Raw genomic sequence first — 18,905 nt, 5'->3', positions numbered from 1 at the left:
GAAAATTATGTTTATCGCTTTACCTCAGGAGCCGCTATGAGTCAGCAGGATGCCGCCAAAGAGCAGGCAAATACCCGAAACAATCTCCGTGTGGTGTCAATTTTTGCCGCTGCCGCCATTGGCCTCGTCGGGGTTCTGGTGATCCTCTACGCCTGGCAATTACCGCCGTTTACCCGCCATACGCAATTTACGGATAACGCCTATGTGCGTGGGCAAACCACCTTTATTAGCCCGCAGGTGAATGGATATATCACGCAGGTGAATGTGCAGGACTTTGTGCAGGTGAAAAAAGGCGAACTGCTGATGCAGATCGACGACCGTATTTATCGCCAGCGTGTCCATCAGGCCGAAGCGCAGTTGGCCATGAAAATCGCCGCGTTAAATAACAACCTGCAACAGCGTAAAAGCGCCGAAGCCGTGATTGCGCGCAATGAAGCGGTACTGAAGAACGCCAAAGCGCAAAGTTTGAAAACCCAGGCAGATTTGAAACGCGTGAAAGATCTCACCGCCGACGGTTCGCTGTCGATTCGTGAACGCGATGCGGCGCTGGCCAGCGCGGCGCAAGGCAGCGCGGATATCGACCAGGCGAAAGCCACGCTGGAGATGTCACGACAGGATTTACAAACGGTGATCGTCAACCGGGGAGCGCTGGAAGCCGACGTTGAAAATGCCCGCGCAGCGTTAGAGCTGGCGCAGATCGATCTGCAAAATACCCGCATTGTCGCGCCGCGCGATGGCCAGCTTGGGCAGATTGCCGTCCGCCTCGGCGCGTATGTCACCGCCGGAACGCATCTCACCACGCTGGTGCCGCCGCAGCACTGGGTTATCGCCAATATTAAAGAGACGCAACTGGCGGAGCTGCGCGTGGGTCAGCCGGTACGGTTTACCGTCGATGCGCTGAATGATCGGGCTTATGAAGGCCGGGTGGAGAGCATTTCTCCGGCAACCGGCGTGGAGTTCAGCGCCATTACGCCGGACAACGCGACCGGCAACTTTGTCAAAATCGCCCAGCGCATTCCGGTTCGGGTGGAGGTGCTGGGTAAACCGGAGGAAATTGCGCGATTGCGTCCGGGCATGTCGGTGCAGGTACATATCGATACCCGGGAGGCGAAACAATGACGCGCCGTCCCGTTGCCGCTTTGCTGTTCGCCCTGCTGCTCAGTGGCTGTCAGTCGGTTGATGTGGCACCCGCAAAACCGTCTTTGCAAATCCCCGCCGCCTGGCGAACCGCCACCGGCCCCGCCAGCGCAACAGAACAGGTATGGTGGAGAAATTTTCACGACATTCATCTGAATCGTTATGTCGATCAGGCTCTGCAAAATAACAGTGACGTGCTGATTGCCCGCGAACGGGTAAATGAATACCAGGCCAGGGTCTATGCCGCCGAAGGCAGCCTGTTCCCTTCGCTGGATGCGGGCGTTAGCGGAGCGCGGGCGCGAACGCAGTCTGCGGCAACCGGACTTCCGATCTACAGCACGTTGTATAAGGGCAGCCTGACGGCAAGCTACGATGTCGATATCTGGGGCGTTAATCGCAGCACCGCCAGTGCAGCGCGGGCCTCGCTGGCGGCGCAAAAAGCGGCGGCGGCCGCCGCCGATCTGACCGTTGCCTCGTCCGTTGCGTCCGGTTATGTCACGCTGCTGGCGCTGGATGAGCAGCTCAACGTGACAAAATCGACGCTGAAATCGCGTGAAGAAGCCTGGAATCTGGCAAAACGGCAATATGAAACAGGCTACAGCTCGCGCCTGGAATTGATGCAGTCGGATTCTGAGCTTCGCTCGACGCGCGCGCAAATTCCCCTGCTTGAGCACCAGATCGCACAACAGGAAAACGCGCTGAGTCTTCTGCTGGGCAGTAACCCGACGCGGCTGGCCCGTAGCGACCGTTTTGATGCGCTGACGCCCTTAACGTTGCCGTCACAGTTGCCCTCTTCGTTGCTCAACCGCCGTCCTGATGTTGTGCAGACCGAGAGACAGCTTATTGCGGCCGATGCGACGCTTGCCGCCTCTCGCGCCAGCCTGCTGCCGTCGATCAACCTGACGGCGACCGGATCGGTGCAGGATCGCACGCTTCCCGGTCTGCTTGACGACCCGCTCCGCTTATGGAGTATCGGCGGCAGCATTCTCGCCCCTCTGCTTAACCGTCAGGCATTGAATGCGCAGGTTGATATTTCCCAGTCCCAGCGTAATCAGGCGCTGTACAGTTATGAAAAAACCGTGCGTAACGCCTTCAGAGAGGTAAACGATAGCCTCGACGCCATCACCCGCTATCAGGAACAACTCAGTGAATTACAGGCGCAGCAGGATGTGGCGCAGGAAACATTGCGCATCGCCCAGAATCGCTATCGCAATGGCTATTCGTCTTATCTGGATGTACTGGACGCCCAGCGCACGCTGTTCTCAGTGCAAACCAATGTGGTGCAGGTGAAAAACAACCTGCTGCTGGCACAGATTGATCTCTACAAAGCGCTGGGCGGCGGCTGGTCTGTCTGACGTCATCCGTACGGCAAGTGGTGAATGATTTCGCGGATGTTATAGACCAGACCAGACAGCGATATCACCAGCAAAAACAGCGATGACGCCAGCCCAATACGCCGGCTGTGATGCGGTGACAACCAGTTATTGATGAGCAGGATGTACAGCGATAAAACAGCAAAATCAAAAATGATCCACACCACCGTCAGCGTCATAATGCTGGCGGCGAAGTTCTGCGTCACCGCAATAAACTGAGGGAAGAAAGCGACAAAGAAAAGGATGTCTTTCGGATTTGAAATGCCGGTAATGAATCCCCGGATCACCCCGCCGTCGCCCGCAGCGACCGTGTTTTCTTGCGCATTTGCCTGCGGATTCCCCGCCCGCAGGCTGATTAACGCGCCGTAGCCGATATACAACGACCCTGCGATCCCCAGCAAAGACAGAAACAAACCGGAGATCGACACCACTCCGGCCAGCATCAACGCCGCCAGGATAATCAGCACCAGAGAGGCGCTGTTCGTTCCGATCACGGTCGCAAAGGCTTTACGCGCGCCGTGCCGGGCCGCCGTCCCGGTTACCAGCGCAACCACCGGGCCGGGCGTGACCAGCAACAGTAAAACCGATAAACTATACGCACTCAGCAATGTCAGATTAATCAACGCCTTTTCTCCTTCATAACGCACACAGGCCCGGAAACTCCCGGCATTATTCAGCGAGCGATGACGTTTGAAAAACGAATAAAACTGCTATTTAATGTGAGTAAAACTCACAATAGCGTATCGCCATGACTCTGCCGCCACTGTATGCCCTGCGCGCTTTTGAAGCCGCCGCCCGCCTCGGATCATTCAGCAAAGCCGCTGACGCGCTGAACGTCACTCCGGGCGCGATCAGCAGACATATCCGTACCCTGGAGACAACGTTTGACTGCCCGCTGTTTCACCGCAACGGCCCGCAGGTTGAGGTAACGGAAGCGGGACGCGCGCTGGCGGAGCAGCTGGCCGCAGGCTTTCGGACGCTGGAAAACGCCTGCTCCGCGTTTCGCAACCAGCAGCACGGTCTGCGCTTAAAGGCACCCTCAACCCTGACAATGGGCTGGTTGCTGGACGTGCTGAACAGCGTACATCAGCAGGAGCCCTCGCTTAACGTGGAGCTTTCCAGCGTCTGGATGGACACCGATACGGTGGATTTCAATCGCGAACCCTTTCACTGCGCCATCCTGTTAGGCAACGGTCATTTTGGTCCCGGCACGCAAAGCAGGCTGCTTTTTAAAGAGTGGCTGATCCCGATATGCGCCCCCGCGCTGCTTGAACAGGTACGAGAAAACATTGCCGACTGCGAGCTTATTCACCCTTCGCCAGACCGGCGCGACTGGACGCGATGGCTGGCGCGCAGCGGTAAATTTAACGGGCTGAATACCCGCCGGGGAAAAGTGTTCGACACGCTGGAACAGGGAAATCAGGCGGCGATAAGGGGGCATGGCGTCTCCGTGGGCGATCTGCTGCTCAGTCTGGAGGCGGTAAAAAGCGGTCTGCTCACCCTTCCGTTCAATGAAGCGGTGGCAACCGGAGAAGGCTACTATCTGGTCTGGCCGCAAGATACGGCATTCGAAAAAGACATTGCGCTGCTTTATGACAGGCTAAAGCGCGCCGCCCCGCAGGAGATACCCGAAGGTATCTCCTGCCTGAGCTGAGCATGGAGCTACAGGCTGATTTGCTCCATCGCCTGTAAAATGCGCTTATCGGAGATCGGGTACGGCGTGCCGAGCTGTTGTGCAAAGTAGCTGACGCGCAGCTCCTCAATCATCCAGCGGATTTCTTTGACGTCGTCGTCATCACGGCGGGCTGGCGGCAGCTTATTAATCCACTGCTGCCAGGCCTGCTGCACGCTTTCGATTTTCAGCATCTGCGCCCTGTCACGGTGCGGGTCAACCGCCAGTTTCTCCAGCCGTTTTTCAATCGCCTGCAAATAGCGCAGCGTATCGCCGAGGCGCTTAAAGCCGTTGCCGGTGACAAAACCGCGATACACCAGCCCGCCCATTTGCGCTTTGATATCAGACAGCCCCAGCGCCATCGTCATATCCACGCGTCCTTTCAGACGTTTGTTGATCGTGAACACGGCGGTCAGGATCTGCTCGACCTGCTTCGCGATATCGACAACGGTGTCGTTCAGCTCAGCGCGCACCTTCTCATGCAGCGCGGCAAAAGCCTCTTCCGTCCATACCGGGCCGCCATTGGCGTCGATCAGCTTGTCCACGCCGCAGGAGATGCAGTCGTCAATCAACTCCAGCACTTTGCCATACGGGTTGAAGTACAGACCGAGCTTGGCTTTATTCGGCAGCTTTTCGTGCAGATACTTAATCGGCGACGGAATATTCAGCAGCAGCAAGCGGCGTAAACCGCACCACATTGCCTGTTGTTGCTCCAGCGGATTGTCGAACAGCCTGATGGCGACGCTATCACGCTCATCTACCAGCGCAGGCCACGCCTTCACTTTGTAATTGCCGCGTTTCTGCTCATAGCTTTCCGGCAGCTGACCGAAACTCCAGATGTGCAGCCCACTCTGCTCGATGCCGTCATCTGCCACCGCCGAGAGTGTTTCCTGGACTTTCCCTTTCAGCGCCTCTTTCAGCCCCTGCAAAGCGCGCCCTTCCTGCAACTTCTTGTTTTTGTCATCCACCACGCGGAAGGTGATCTTCAGATGATCGGGCACCTGATCCCAGTGCCAGTCTTCGCGATCTACCGTCACGCCGGTCATCCGCCGCAATTCACGCTCCAGCGCATCCAGCAACGGTAGCTCCAGCGGCGTTACGCGACCTAAAAACGCTTCGGCATAGTTCGGCGCCGGAACAAAGTTCCGCCGTACCGGTTTCGGCAGCGATTTAATCAGCGCAATCACCAGCTCTCGGCGCAGACCTGGAATTTGCCATTCAAACCCGGACTCTTCCACCTGGTTTAACAACGGAAGCGGGATATGGACAGTGACGCCGTCGGCGTCGGCGCCCGGTTCAAACTGATAGCTCAGCCGCAGCTTAAGATTTCCCTGGTGCCAGAAGTTCGGGTAATCCAGCTTGCTGATTTTTTCCGCGCCCTCTTTGATGAGCATACTCTTTTCAAAGTTGAGCAGATCCGGCGTTTCACGGCTGACTTTTTTCCACCAGTTGTCGAAGTGGCGCGCGGAGATCACGTCATGACTGATGCGCTGGTCGTAGAACTCAAACAGCGTCTCATCATCGACCAGAATGTCGCGACGGCGCGATTTGTGCTCCAGCTCTTCCACTTCCGCACGCAGTTTCAGGTTGTCGCGGAAGAAGGCGTGGCGCGTCTGCCAGTCGCCCTCTACCAGCGCATGACGAATAAACAACTCGCGACACAGCGCCGGGTCGATCTGGCTGTAATTCACCTTACGCGCGGCCACTATCGGCAGACCGTACACGGTCACTTTCTCCGTCGCCATCACCGCGCCCTGCGCCCGTTCCCAGTGCGGTTCGCTGTAAGAACGCTTAATCAGATGCTGGGCAACCGGTTCCACCCACTCGGGATCGATGCGCGCCGCAATGCGCCCCCACAGGCGGCTGGTTTCCACCAGTTCTGCGACCATCGCCCACTTCGGCGGCTTCTTGAACAAACCGGAACCTGGGAAGATGGAGAAACGGGCGTTGCGCGCGCCGGTATACTCCTGCTTGTCGGCATCTTTCATCCCGATATGCGACAGCAGCCCGGTCAGCAGCGCGATATGCACTTCACGGTATTGCGCCGGTTCGCTGTTTACCGGAATACCCAGCTCTTTCACCACCTGGCGCAATTGGGTGTAGATATCCTGCCATTCGCGCACGCGCAGATAGTTCAGGTAATCAGTGCGACACAAGCGGCGGAACTGGTTCGACGACAGCGCTTTCTGCTGCTCGCCGAGGTAATTCCACAGATTCACAAAGGCGAGGAAGTCAGACTCTTTATCGTGGAAACGACGGTGCTTCTCATCGGACGCCTGCTGTTTATCCATCGGGCGCTCACGCGGGTCCTGAATAGACAGCGCGGAGGTGATGATCATCGCCTCACGCACGCAGCCGTGTTTCTGCGCTTCCAGCACCATCCGCGCCAGACGCGGGTCTACCGGCAGCTGCGACAACTGGCGTCCTGAAGGCGTCAGTTTATAAGCCGTTTGCTGCTCATCGGTCGTAATCGCCCCAAGCTCTTCCAGCAGACGCACGCCGTCCTGAATGTTGCGTTTATCCGGCGCTTCAACAAACGGGAATGCGGCGATATCGCCCAGCCCCAGCGCCGTCATTTGCAAAATAACCGAAGCCAGGTTGGTACGCAGAATCTCCGGGTCGGTAAATTCCGGGCGCGACAGGAAGTCATCTTCCGAATACAGACGGATGCAGATCCCTTCCGACACACGTCCACAGCGGCCTTTACGCTGGTTAGCGGAAGCCTGTGAAACCGGTTCAATCGGCAGCCGCTGCACTTTGGTACGGTAGCTGTAGCGACTGATGCGCGCAGTGCCGGGATCGATAACGTACTTAATGCCCGGTACGGTCAGCGAGGTTTCCGCCACGTTAGTCGCCAGCACGATGCGACGTCCGCTGTGCGACTGGAACACGCGGTTCTGCTCGCTGTTAGAGAGGCGTGCATACAGCGGCAATACTTCGGTATGGCGCAAATTGAGTTTATTGAGCGCATCGGCGGTATCACGGATTTCGCGTTCGCCGCTCATAAAGATCAGGATATCGCCGGGACTTTCACGCCCCAGTTCATCCACCGCGTCAAAAATCGCCTGAAGCTGATCGCGCTCGGTATCGTCCGCTTCTTCGACAATCGGACGATAGCGCACTTCAACCGGGTACGTTCTGCCGGAAACTTCAATGATCGGCGCATTGTTAAAATGACGCGAGAAGCGCTCCGGGTCGATGGTCGCGGAGGTGATGATGATTTTCAGATCCGGGCGACGCGGCAACAGCTCTTTCAGGTAGCCAAGCAGAAAATCGATATTCAGGCTGCGCTCGTGCGCTTCATCAATGATGATGGTGTCGTACTGCATCAGCAGCCTGTCCTGCTGGATTTCCGCCAGCAGGATACCGTCCGTCATCAGCTTAACCATCGTGTTGTCGCTGACGTGATCGCTGAAACGGACTTTATAACCGATGCAGCCGCCCGGTTCCGTTTGCAACTCTTCGGCAATACGGTTGGCAACGGTACGCGCCGCCAGACGACGCGGCTGCGTATGGCCGATCAGCCCTTTAATACCGCGCCCCAGCTCCATACAAATTTTCGGCAGCTGCGTGGTTTTACCCGAGCCGGTCTCCCCCGCCACAATCACCACCTGGTGGTCGCGAACGGCCTCCAGGATGGCCTGTTTTTTCTGGCTGACAGGCAGATTTTCTGGATACGTTATTTCCGGTCTGGCGGCTTCGCGCAGCACAATTTTACCTGCTGCCTGTTCAATCTCTTTCGCCATCTCCAGGAGAATGGCCTGTTGTGCATCAGGTTTTTTAACCTTCTTCACGCCATGCAGGCGGCGGGCAAAGCGCTGCCTGTCACGCAGCATCAGCGTATCCAGCTGTTGCTGAAGTGCGGCGAAGGTGATTTTCTGTTGTTCTGTCATAGCATTAGAGGGCAGTGCTCTGCCGGGTAAAATCTCTTTTTAATGATTGGTATAGAGTACCACATCGGCGCTTTTCGTGTGTTGTTCAATAATTTCGAACATAGGATTCGATATATTGCGCTATCTCTGCGACAGGATTGTGAATAGAGTGTCAACAAGCAACGGGGCTCACCCCATTCAAACACATAAAAGGAAACACCCATGAGCAAAGTATTAGTTCTTAAATCCAGTATTCTGGCAGGGTACTCTCAGTCTGGTCAGTTGTCTGATTATTTTGTTGAACAGTGGCGCGAAAAGCATCCTGCGGATGCGATCACCGTGCGCGACCTGGCCGCGAATCCTGTTCCGGTACTGGATGGCGAACTGGTGGGTGCCCTGCGCCCGAGCGACGCTCCGCTGACTCCGCGTCAACAGGACGCGCTGGCGTTGTCCGACGAGCTGATCGCGGAACTGCAAGCGCACGATGTGATCGTCATTGCGGCGCCGATGTACAACTTCAACATCCCGACTCAGTTGAAAAACTATTTTGACCTGGTTGCCCGCGCGGGCGTCACCTTCCGTTACACTGAGAAAGGGCCGGAAGGTCTGGTGACCGGTAAACGTGCGGTGATTCTCTCCAGCCGTGGCGGTATCCACAAAGATACGCCGACAGACCTGATCGCGCCGTACCTGAAAGTCTTCCTGGGCTTTATTGGTATCACCGACGTGAACTTCGTGTTTGCTGAAGGGATTGCTTACGGCCCGGAAGTCGCGGCCAAAGCGCAGTCTGATGCCAAAGCGGCGATTGACAGCGTTGTTGCTGCATAAGATTTTTCATCGCTAATTTGCCTCATCCGGCCTGCAAGGGGTGTCATCCTCCCGCAGGCCGGATAACCTCCATCAGGCATTCATGCCATTCAGCACCGCAAGAACCTCATCCGAAAGTTGCAAATCCCCTGCCGCCATATTTTCACGCAAATGCGTCACTGACGACGTTCCCGGAATTAACAGGATATTGGCTGAACGTTGCAGCAACCATGCCAGCGCTACCTGCATTGGCGTCGCATTCAGGCTGGCGGCAACGTCGGAGAGCGTTGATGACTGCAACGGCGTAAACCCGCCCAGCGGGAAGAACGGCACATAAGCGATACCCTCGCCCGCCAGCGCGTCAATAAGTGCGTCATCCTGGCGATGGGCAATGTTGTACTCATTTTGCACACAAACAATTTCGGCAATCTTCCTCGCCTCAGCCACCTGGTTCGCGGTGACATTGCTCAGACCGATATGCTTCACCAGCCCCTGCTGCTGAAGTTCAGCCAGCACGCTAAAACTCTCTTCGATAGATCCTTCATGCGGGCCATGACCGTCGCCGAACATAACGCGCAGGTTGACCACATCCAGCACATCAAGTCCGAGATTACGCAGATTATCGTGAACCGCCTGCTTCAGTTCCGCAGGCGAGAAAGCGGGCAACCACGACGCATCTTCCCCGCGACGGGCGCCAATTTTGGTAACGATCGCCAGATCGTCAGGATACGGATGCAGCGCTTCTCGAATGATTTGGTTCGTAACATGCGGGCCGTAAAAATCGCTGGTATCAATGTGATTCACACCCAGCGAAATCGCCTCCCGAAGCACCGTCAGCGCGACGTGACGATCTCTCGGCGGGCCAAATACACCAGGTCCTGCCAGTTGCATGGCCCCATACCCCAGCCGTTTTACCTGCCGGGAACCGAGAGAAAACGTCGCTGAATTACCGTGACTTGCCATAACTGCCCCTCTTGCTGAATATCGCTTCGGAGCAGACAGTATAGAAACTTACCCTGCAAATTATCGCGCTTTATCATACAAAACAGAAAATACGCACTGTTGCCAGTTACTTTTTCAGCCACTTACCGTTAATGCCCTGCACATACTCACCCGGCTTTGCCCAGTCGACCAGCTTTTGTCCGGCCATTTTCGCCACCTCATCCACCGGAATCTGATGGCTTTTCGCCAGCTGTTGATAACTGGCGCGACGCTCTTTATTAATCTCGCTGACGAGCGAGCGCGTTTCTGGATCGGTTGCCAGCGCCACCAGATAACCATTAAGCGTTTCCCCCACTCGCCCTTGCGTTCTTGCTTCACTCAGGGTCAACGCGATGGCGTTGCAGCTCAATAAACTCAGGATAAGAACGGTCGCTCTAAGCTGTTTTTTCATCATGACCTCAGAACAAATCACTGCGTGACTTCAATAAACTTTCCACGTCCTTATCAACCTTGATATGAATTTCATGCTCAATTTTGACGTTCATATTGATGGTGATCGGTTCCTTCGGCGCTGCAACTTCAATACGCGGCGTACAGCCAGCCAGTAAGAAGAGCGCCAGCATGGCAATCATCGTTTTCATTGTTGTTCCTCACATTCCTTGCCTTCCGGGCAACGGGTTTCCGGCAACGCGGTGTTTTGTTCAAGCCATGCCTGTAAGTTGTCGCCAAAACGCAAACTGCGCCAGAGCGTAAAGACATTTTCTTCATGGGTATAGTTCAGGTTAACCGTGCCGACTTTACCGTCCACATGGCTTTTACCCGTGACCGTCGCCTGCATGGTCAGCACGCCCAGATTGTCCAGATTAATCTTCGTCCACGAACGGGCAATCTCCATATAGCGTAACCAGTTGATTGCCGCGCCCGCCGCCATATTGTCTTTGACGACCGCATCGGCGGTATCTTTATCGATACGCAGCGTCATCGGGCCTGGATTGGTTAACCAGCCGTCTTTAATGATCCATTTTTCATTGCTCAGCCACAGCGGAAGCGCGCCGCTAACCGGGCCGGACATCGCAAATTGTTTGGGATTCACCGCGCTGATCAGTTCGCTGGAAGAGACATTTTGCACCCGCAGCAGTGCCGGATCGTGCTGCGGCATACGTAGCTGTTTCATGATGATTTTGCCGCCCAGCACATCCACGCTCACGTCACTCAGCAATAAAGGATTCTCTTCGCTCCACGGATAGCTTCCCTGGAGATCGGCCGTGATATTTTTCGCGGTGACCTGGTTTACCACCTCTGCGATGCGTAATGACACCGGCCCGCGCGTCCCCAGTTGCCAGGCGCCCTGACTGAAACGGAACGGCAACACAAAATCGACGCCGTTGATTTGGTTGTCCGGCATCCAGGCGCTACCGCCTTTCAGTACGCCGTGTCCACCCGCTTCAAACCCCTGCTCCTCTGCGGCGGAAAAAGCCACCTGCGCGTACAGTTCGCCTGCGCGCAAATTCATTTTCCAGTCAGGAGGCAGCAAGGGCTGGAAGACCGTAACCGACTGTTTTGGCCACCAGGCCTGCCCGCGTAAACGAATGCCGTCCCAGCGCCCATTTACCCGTACTGGCCCAATCGCCCCGGCGTGCAGGTCGCCTTTGAACTGGAATACCGTTGGGTCCGTTCCTTCAACGCTGAATTTGAGCGTTGACGGCGGTAAGACACTGCCGCCGGTGAACACGGTATTGCCCGCATCCAGCGATAACGCGCCGCTGAAGGTCGGGTTCCCGGCATCACGAACCCACACGATCGGTTTATCCAGCACCAGGCGCGGAGACGCCACCGTCATCGTGCCGTATTGCAGTTGATCGAACCCGGTGGACAGGTCGGTAAGCGTGATGGTGTTATCGTGCCATTCTCCTTTCCCGGCGACATCCCAACCGGCGTTCATCGGGGTGAAGCTGCCCTCGCCCCAGTAACGCCACTGCCAGCGCCCCGCATCGGGAAGAAAATCATTCGCCAGCCCATCAAGATGCAGGACAAAGTCGCCCATCTTATTTTCGTGCGCGCGTAAAATTGCCTGTAATCGGCCATCAACTCCGCGTTGGGTAACTTTTACGCCAGCCAGCGGCCAGCGAATTTCGTCAATATCCAGAGAGTCGATCACCCGGCCACGAGAACGCAACAGCGCGCCGGGTTCAAAGGTCAGTTGTGGATCGGCCAGACTGCCGGTGAGCTGTGTCGGCAGTACCGCATAAAAAATCAGATCGCCCTGTTTCGCTTCACCGGTTAAACGCAAGGGCATGTCGCTGTTATCCATACTCAGCTTGCCTGGCCCAATCGTCAGCACCGCATTGCCTTTACCCGCATCGCCTTGCGTCAGAACATTCAACCGACCACTTATCACCGCATTTTCAAGACCTGCCTGCCAGTTATCAATGTTGATCCCCAGACGTCCGCTCAGCGGAAAGCCCTGATACGGCCAGTTCCAGCGTCCATCGCTGATGGCAAGTTGCTGGCGAGTAACCTGCCAGGGGAGATCGAGCAGCGGCTCCGGGTTACCGCGCGCCATGACGATCAGCTGTCCGGCGTTGTCCCGCCACTCCAGTTCCGCATCCACCAGCGACGGTTCCTGCGGCAGGCTCAGCGTTGCGACGGCGTGTCCGTTCACCGGCAGCCCGTCCGGCACCAGAGGCAGCGTAAATTCTCCTTCCAGTTTTACAGGGGGCTGATTTTCGAAGGCGCTCACCTCCAGTTGGCTGACGGTGAAGTTTTGCCCGTGCAGCCGCCCCTGAAAGTTGACCTTCTCGCCCTGATAACGAATCTGTTGGAGGGCTGGCGTCAGCGAAAGCGACAATTTCCCCTGCCATTCCTGCCAGGGAGAAAGAATAAGCCTGTCGATATTAACCCAGGTATCAGGCAGCATAGACTGCCATTCTGCGAGCGTGCGCGGCGCTGCGGGCGATGGTTCAGATTCAGGGAGTTTTGCCAGACAGGCGGAGTCCAGTTCAAGCGTACCGATATTCAGCTGCCAGCGGCTGGGATGGGTGAGTTCCGCGCCGCTCATGCGTGCTAACGGGCAGTCCTTCACCAGATAACGCAGCTCCGGGATATGCAGGCCGTGGCGCGTAAGTTTCGGGCTTTCATCCAGCGCGATACGCGTACCAACCGGTAACCAGATGCCCGCCAGCGTAGGAAGCCACAGGCCAAGCGTCATGAGCAGCGTTAACGGTATAAGGATCAATAATAAAAGTAGCGCGAGAACGGCTTTGTATTTACCCTTCATGGGTAGTTAATATCCTGATTTAGCAAAAATTAAGCCGGTAAGGCTCGTATTGTGGCATGTTTGGGCGCTCAGTTGAAGGCATCGCCCTCACTAAGGATAGATGTTCTGCCGCGACCCAACAATTTTGAGGCCGTCTTAGAAATGATAAAGTTGATGATATAACAGAGCGTTAGTATCCGATCCTTCTGCCATCTCACCATGATGGCGCACATCCGCAGTCAGGCAAACATTTTGTACTGAATTAACTCAGTCTCCTGATTTATTACGGAAAACAGAGGCGCAGAGGACTGACCATTTGCAGATCCTCTGCCAGGGTTCACATTCCTGCCATTCTGTAGCAGCGTTTATACCCGGTATGTTCCATTCCTGAATGCCAGATACCGGGTAAGGTCATATTTCAGCAAAACTGCGCCAGCGCCAATCAAGAGAACATCCTTGATAATGAAGCTGTCAATTTTCCCCAGTTGTGGCAGCAGGCTCAGAGTCGTTACTCCTGTAGTGATAACAATGAGATCGCCTAGTATGCCAACACCAGGTCGGGCGAAGCCAATGATCAACGCAAGAAATGTAATGGTTTCCATAACGCCAAGGAAATAACTTCCCCCGTGGACACCAAAAATCAAATACAGAATATTGAGCCATGTTGATGAAATCAGAGGCTCCAGGGCCATAACTTCAAAATCAAACCATTTATAAGTACCAAACAACATAAATACACCGATAACACTCAGGCGAAGAATGACGATATCGTAATCTGAGCGAATAAATCGATTAATGAAATTCTTCATTCATATTCTCCGGGAAGATAATAATGAGATGCCAGCCAGATTTTATCTCAGATGAGAAATATCAGTTCAAAAAAAGCATTCTGATCAATGCCGTTACTTTTAAATGGCAGGTGCATTCCATTTTTTAAACCGATTTTTTTCTTGATATTGTAAATATGTGAATATACTGTTTTCTTACTTCGACCTCTCACCCTGGCGATTTGCTCTACACTAAAGTGTTTATAGTATAAAAGGAAAGCGATAATTCTTTCATTATGTGTTAATGATTTACCTTGGTCATTCAAACAAGATCCATGCTTCATATTGCAAGGCTCTGACTTGCAGGCAAGGTAAAAATCATACCCGTAGAAAAGTATGCTCATGAGTCCGGCGAACTCATTATCACAGATAATAAAATACGTTTCTCTTTCGCTGTTAAAATGTTCAACGCCAAGTGCCTCACACGAGTTGAATAATACTTCAGCGCCTTGCTGAAAATAAAAATCATGCGTCGCGATGATAATTTTCATTATTGCTCCATGAGCAGGGAGTAAAATACCCCCTGCTGTAAGCTTTAATCAGAACTCCAGACTAATACCCGTGTTCCATGAAACGGAATCTCCACCGGCCGCAACTGCCATTTTACCTGCAACATTGTCTGTAAAGCGGTAGCCGATCCCAACGGCTACTGCCTGCTTATCTGAATATCCTCCCAATGCCGCAGTAGCATTAAATTTACCCACGCTATAAGGCTGGAATAAACCTGCAAGCGCCGCATTCTGAGCTGCACTTTCACGAATTTCTTTGCGGTTGTTAGATATCTGTTTTTGCAGACCATTCATTCTGTCTGCCGCCATTTTTTGCCAGGATTCATGAAGATCTAAACGGCGACTATTCTTACTGGCCGCAGACTGGTTAGCATTGATTTTTCCAGATAAATATTTGCTGGTCTGAGAAAGCTCGCCACGAACAGTTTCCGTATTGCTGTCTATACGCGCGTAAGCATCCCTTTTGACACTGCCGATTTCGCCGCGCAAGGAATCACCCTGCTGCTTAAGCTCGCCACGCACGGCTTTTGCATTACTGTCGGCCCGTGCGTAGGCATCCCTTTTGGCGCTGCCGATTTCACCAAGCAGGGAATCACCCTGCTGCTTAAGCTCACCACGCACGACTTTCGCATTATTGTCAGCCTGTGCAATTGCATCAGCTTTGGCCTGGCCGATTTCGCCGCGCAGAACATCCTTTTGTTCATCCAGTTCTTTATTAACCTTTCCAACGCTTACGGTCACGTCCTGTTTTAGCTTATTTACTGCCTCCTGCTGTAAAGCCAGTGAGCGATTTTGAGTATCAATATGCTCCGCTAAAGCATCAGTATAAACACTCTGCAAGATATCCTGAGCACTAATAGCATTATCAACATACTCTCTCGTACTTTTATCTGTAGCCTTTACATGATTATCTATATAGTTGATCAGTTCTTCTTTAGAAACGCTCCCTTTTTGAGAAAGGGATTGAGCTAATGTAGCCAGTTGGGTATATAGCTCACGTTTAGTGACTGTTGCGTTGAGATCTTCACTCTGGTCCGCTGCCCAACTGATATTGCTTAGAGCACCGAACAAAACCACACCTAACATAGAGGCCATAACATTCTTATGCATGTAAACACCCTTAAATTAAAATTAGGAACAATTTTTATCTATTGCAGAAATAAACAGACTCAACCAGAGAACAACAATCTGGAATTCGCCATCTTTTGCGTAGGAAGTTTTCAATCAACCAGACTTGCCTGATTCCAACTTTTAAATTAATTGCTATCATCTCTCGACTGAAGCCAGAAAGTATTAGTGCAAGAACACTTTTAGACAGCTTCGATAACCTCCCGGAAGAAAGTCGCGCATGTGTTATTTCATTAAGTAAAGGTACTGTATCCGTAAGATATGCTGTATCCTGAACAGATTCTTTCCTTAGTAAAACGGGAGGAAGAAAATAAATTACACGCTGTATTGTTTTCTTGTGGTGTTTTACACCGCTTCTCCCTTCAATAGTGAAGTAGTTAAAAAACTCAGCAATGGTCTCATCCACAGGCAAAAAATAGCCATGCTTAAATATCAATGCTGCGCACGGGTAACACTCCCGAACATGCAGCCAGAAACTCAAAAATAAAGACGGCCGCCCATATATTACGACAGTAGCTGAAGGATACCTGTGAAGCTGCTCCAGTAGACTACATGTAGAGCAGGCATTTTCAGTTATTGAAATTGGTTTATTCAATAAGGTTATCTTGCTTACTGTACCAGGCTTATTCATCGACAGATTCATCGCGTACATTTTTATTCCATTAAAAAGTCGCTACGATACTGCGCGCAGTCATAATAACACCTCCAACTTAACTTAGCCGGATAAGACAGGATTTAACATGCTGTGTTGTTAATAGTATGTATTAAGTTACGGCAATATCACCCCTTCACTCTTGTTTGTATTAAACGTGTTAATAAAAATCACGAGGATTCAAGTTAAAATAACAAAACTAATTTCTTGGTTAAATTATGCTTATTTGGAATCCTTTGACAATCCCTTGATAAACGGGATAACAGGAGCATATCAACGCCTGTTTAAATAAGTGCAAAAAATAAAAGGGAAATTACTGCTGGTCACACCAGACAGGACAATTGGTGAAATTTACAGAAATGTGATAAATATCACAGCAAATGAAAAAGTTCATGAAATTCATCATGGAATGGAGCGATGGGCGGAGCAATTATTAATTTTTGTCAATCAATTGAAGCGATAGGTGATTTCGTATGAAAGTTATAGTTTGCAGGTTATGTCTGTCGGTTGTTCGACGTTACGAACGTCTATCAGACTGATTCGATACAGAAAGGATACGTCAGTCTGTGGAAGCGTAACTGACCCACTGATAAGGCGTGGGTTCAGAATGACCGGAAGGGAAATATGTGTTTAAGAAAGTTGTTTAATTTTAGTATGATAGGTGCCTTAAGAAGAGATGTTCTAAAATTATTCATTATGTCATGATCACGCCTATCAATTATTTTTTAAATTTTGTAAGATAATTTTAATTGATTCAATGTTATTCCACCATCGCTGGAGAAAGTCTTATGAAACTCGCTGTTTACAGTACAAAGCAGTACGACAAGAAGTACCTGCAACATGTTAACGAGTCCTTTGGTTTTGAACTTGAATTTTTTGACTTTCTGCTGACTGAAAAAACGGCAAAAACCGCCAACGGTTGCGAGGCGGTATGCATCTTCGTTAACGACGACGGCAGTCGCCCGGTTCTGGAAGAGCTGAAAAAGCACGGCGTAAAATACATTGCGCTGCGTTGCGCTGGCTTCAATAACGTCGATCTGGACGCCGCAAAAGAGCTGGGTCTGCAAGTCGTGCGCGTCCCGGCCTATTCTCCTGAAGCCGTCGCCGAACATGCGATTGGTATGATGATGACGCTGAACCGTCGCATTCATCGCGCTTATCAACGTACCCGTGATGCAAACTTTTCACTGGAAGGCCTGACCGGTTTTACCATGCACGGTAAAACGGCTGGCGTGATCGGGACGGGCAAGATCGGCGTCGCCGCGCTGCGTATTCTGAAAGGTTTTGGTATGCGACTGCTGGCGTTTGATCCTTACCCAAGCGCCGCCGCGCTGGAGCTTGGCGTGGAGTATGTCGATCTGCCGACGCTGTTTGCGGAGTCTGATGTCATTTCTCTGCATTGCCCGCTGACAGCTGAAAACTACCATTTGCTTAATCATGCCGCGTTTGATCAGATGAAAAACGGGGTGATGGTGATCAACACCAGTCGTGGGGCGTTGATTGATTCGCAGGCGGCAATTGAAGCGCTGAAAAACCAGAAGATTGGCTCACTGGGGATGGATGTCTATGAAAACGAACGCGATCTGTTCTTTGAGGACAAGTCCAACGATGTGATTCAGGATGACGTATTCCGTCGTCTGTCTGCCTGCCATAACGTGCTATTCACCGGGCACCAGGCTTTCCTGACCGCGGAAGCGTTGACCAGCATCTCGGAAACCACTCTGCAAAATCTGGAACAGCTCTCAAAAGGTGAAACCTGCCCGAACGCCCTGTTCTGACCCTTCTGCTCCCCTGCGTTCAGGGGAGCACTTTCAGATAATCCCCGATGATATACCAGGCTATATCATTACAATTATGAATGATTTCCCGTCAGTAAATGTAGAGAGTTTTAATGAAGAAGATCGTCGCACTGGTTGCACTCAGCATGCTTATGGCAGGCTGTGTCAGCAATGGAAAAGTCTCCGTTAACCGTGATCAGCTACAGCATCACCGTTTTGTTCTGGAGAGTGTAAACGGAAAACCAGTCGCTGCGGGTAAGAACGCCCCGGAGTTAAGCTTCGGTGAAAAAATGACGGTTTCTGGCCGCATGTGCAACCGCTTCAGTGGCCAGGGCAAGCTGTCTGATGGCGAGCTGAAAGTCAAAGAAATGGCGATGACGCGTATGATGTGCGCCGACCCGCAGTTAAATGAACTGGATCACACCATTAGCGCGATGCTCAAACAGGGCGCGCAGGTCGACTTAACGGCTAACCAGTTGACGCTGGCGACCGCAGAACAAACGCTGATGTTCCGACTGGCTGATTTAGTGCATTAATAGCTGCCGCAGCTTCCAGCGGCGAGCGACTGTTCACTACAGCGTTTGCCGTTGGGTAATGCGCACATGCCAATCGCCGATCCGTCAAGCTGACGGGCAACAGAGAGCGACCCGCCAATCATGGCGCAGTTAGCTTCCCCGGAACTGGACATTGCCGCCTTTAACCCCGGCGCAACATGCGCTGCCGTCGCCTGCTGAACAGGCTCATTACTACAGGCCGACAATAATAACGCGGCACACCCCACTAAAAACGCTGCACGCATCTCTCTCCCCTCTGAACGTTAGCCGAAACGACACCGCCATAAATAATAGGCAGGCTGCCCTGCGTCGTCGAGAGGCAAACTGCCCATTTATGCGGTTCATTGACATTTTTTAGCAATTTTTTTGCCCTCTCTTTGATCAAATCATTCATTCCC

16 protein-coding genes are annotated in these 18,905 nt (G+C 52.7%); 6 read left to right on the top strand and 10 right to left on the bottom strand.

What is annotated here, in order from left to right; all coding sequences use genetic code 11:
• Window positions 1–36 precede the first annotated feature (36 nt).
• Window positions 37–1,119, top strand: coding sequence for an HlyD family secretion protein (locus OGV67_RS10210; protein WP_047463610.1), 1,083 nt, complete (start codon window positions 37–39; stop codon window positions 1,117–1,119).
• Entirely contained in the window at window positions 1,116–2,492 is a 1,377-nt protein-coding gene (locus OGV67_RS10205) for an efflux transporter outer membrane subunit (protein ID WP_115614767.1), read from the top strand. Before OGV67_RS10210 ends, OGV67_RS10205 begins: the two co-directional genes overlap by 4 nt.
• Window positions 2,493–2,494: 2 nt before the next feature.
• Here OGV67_RS10205 and OGV67_RS10200 read toward each other — a convergent pair whose 3' ends face one another.
• Window positions 2,495–3,130, bottom strand: coding sequence for a LysE family translocator (locus OGV67_RS10200; protein ID WP_115615337.1), 636 nt, complete (start codon window positions 3,128–3,130; stop codon window positions 2,495–2,497).
• 128 nt (window positions 3,131–3,258) lie between these two features.
• Here OGV67_RS10200 and OGV67_RS10195 point away from each other — a divergent pair, with 128 nt between their 5' ends.
• Window positions 3,259–4,164: a LysR family transcriptional regulator gene (locus OGV67_RS10195; protein WP_115614766.1), complete on the top strand. Its 906-nt coding sequence runs from the start codon at window positions 3,259–3,261 to the stop codon at window positions 4,162–4,164.
• A gap of 8 nt (window positions 4,165–4,172) precedes the next feature.
• On the opposite strand, the gene hrpA is transcribed toward OGV67_RS10195, so the two are convergent.
• Entirely contained in the window at window positions 4,173–8,075 is a 3,903-nt protein-coding gene (gene hrpA, locus OGV67_RS10190; protein ID WP_047463604.1) for an ATP-dependent RNA helicase HrpA, read from the bottom strand.
• Window positions 8,076–8,276: 201 nt separating this feature from the next.
• On the opposite strand from hrpA, the gene azoR reads away from it, so the two are divergent.
• Window positions 8,277–8,882: an FMN-dependent NADH-azoreductase gene (gene azoR, locus OGV67_RS10185; RefSeq protein ID WP_012132314.1), complete on the top strand. Its 606-nt coding sequence runs from the start codon at window positions 8,277–8,279 to the stop codon at window positions 8,880–8,882.
• 72 nt (window positions 8,883–8,954) lie between these two features.
• Here azoR and OGV67_RS10180 read toward each other — a convergent pair whose 3' ends face one another.
• The 7 genes from OGV67_RS10180 to OGV67_RS10150 form a co-directional block, all read right to left on the bottom strand.
• Complete coding sequence (locus OGV67_RS10180; RefSeq protein ID WP_047463600.1) at window positions 8,955–9,824, bottom strand: aldo/keto reductase family oxidoreductase; 870 nt, start codon at window positions 9,822–9,824, stop codon at window positions 8,955–8,957.
• Between the two features lie 106 nt (window positions 9,825–9,930).
• The gene (locus OGV67_RS10175) at window positions 9,931–10,254 is read right to left on the bottom strand and encodes a YdbL family probable chaperone protein (protein WP_071258358.1); all 324 of its coding nucleotides are present in this window, start codon (window positions 10,252–10,254) and stop codon (window positions 9,931–9,933) included.
• A 7-nt stretch (window positions 10,255–10,261) separates the two neighbouring features.
• On the bottom strand, window positions 10,262–10,444 hold the full coding sequence (locus tag OGV67_RS10170) for a YnbE family lipoprotein (protein ID WP_012132311.1): 183 nt from the start codon (window positions 10,442–10,444) through the stop codon (window positions 10,262–10,264).
• On the bottom strand, window positions 10,441–13,080 hold the full coding sequence (locus OGV67_RS10165) for a YdbH family protein (RefSeq protein ID WP_071258359.1): 2,640 nt from the start codon (window positions 13,078–13,080) through the stop codon (window positions 10,441–10,443). Before OGV67_RS10165 ends, OGV67_RS10170 begins: the two co-directional genes overlap by 4 nt.
• A gap of 344 nt (window positions 13,081–13,424) precedes the next feature.
• Complete coding sequence (locus tag OGV67_RS10160; protein WP_049011902.1) at window positions 13,425–13,868, bottom strand: DUF417 family protein; 444 nt, start codon at window positions 13,866–13,868, stop codon at window positions 13,425–13,427.
• A gap of 47 nt (window positions 13,869–13,915) precedes the next feature.
• A complete protein-coding gene (locus OGV67_RS10155; protein WP_071258360.1) occupies window positions 13,916–14,377 on the bottom strand; it encodes a helix-turn-helix transcriptional regulator in 462 nt (153 codons plus the stop codon).
• 48 nt (window positions 14,378–14,425) lie between these two features.
• Window positions 14,426–15,505, bottom strand: coding sequence for a YadA C-terminal domain-containing protein (locus tag OGV67_RS10150; RefSeq protein WP_115614765.1), 1,080 nt, complete (start codon window positions 15,503–15,505; stop codon window positions 14,426–14,428).
• Between the two features lie 1,458 nt (window positions 15,506–16,963).
• Here OGV67_RS10150 and ldhA point away from each other — a divergent pair.
• The gene (ldhA, locus tag OGV67_RS10145) at window positions 16,964–17,953 is read left to right on the top strand and encodes a D-lactate dehydrogenase (RefSeq protein WP_012132304.1); all 990 of its coding nucleotides are present in this window, start codon (window positions 16,964–16,966) and stop codon (window positions 17,951–17,953) included.
• 113 nt (window positions 17,954–18,066) lie between these two features.
• On the top strand, window positions 18,067–18,489 hold the full coding sequence (gene hslJ / locus OGV67_RS10140; protein ID WP_047463583.1) for a heat shock protein HslJ: 423 nt from the start codon (window positions 18,067–18,069) through the stop codon (window positions 18,487–18,489).
• Here hslJ and OGV67_RS10135 read toward each other — a convergent pair.
• Entirely contained in the window at window positions 18,486–18,752 is a 267-nt protein-coding gene (locus OGV67_RS10135; protein ID WP_012132302.1) for a putative hemolysin, read from the bottom strand. The two genes, hslJ and OGV67_RS10135, sit on opposite strands and share 4 nt — an antisense overlap.
• Window positions 18,753–18,905: the final 153 nt, after the last annotated feature.

The sequence above is a fragment of the Citrobacter sp. CK188 genome, from assembly GCF_030333525.1.
Taxonomy (GTDB): domain Bacteria; phylum Pseudomonadota; class Gammaproteobacteria; order Enterobacterales; family Enterobacteriaceae; genus Citrobacter_B; species Citrobacter_B koseri.
Note: the sequence above shows the minus strand (reverse complement) of the source record. Positions and strands in the feature narration are given on the sequence as shown.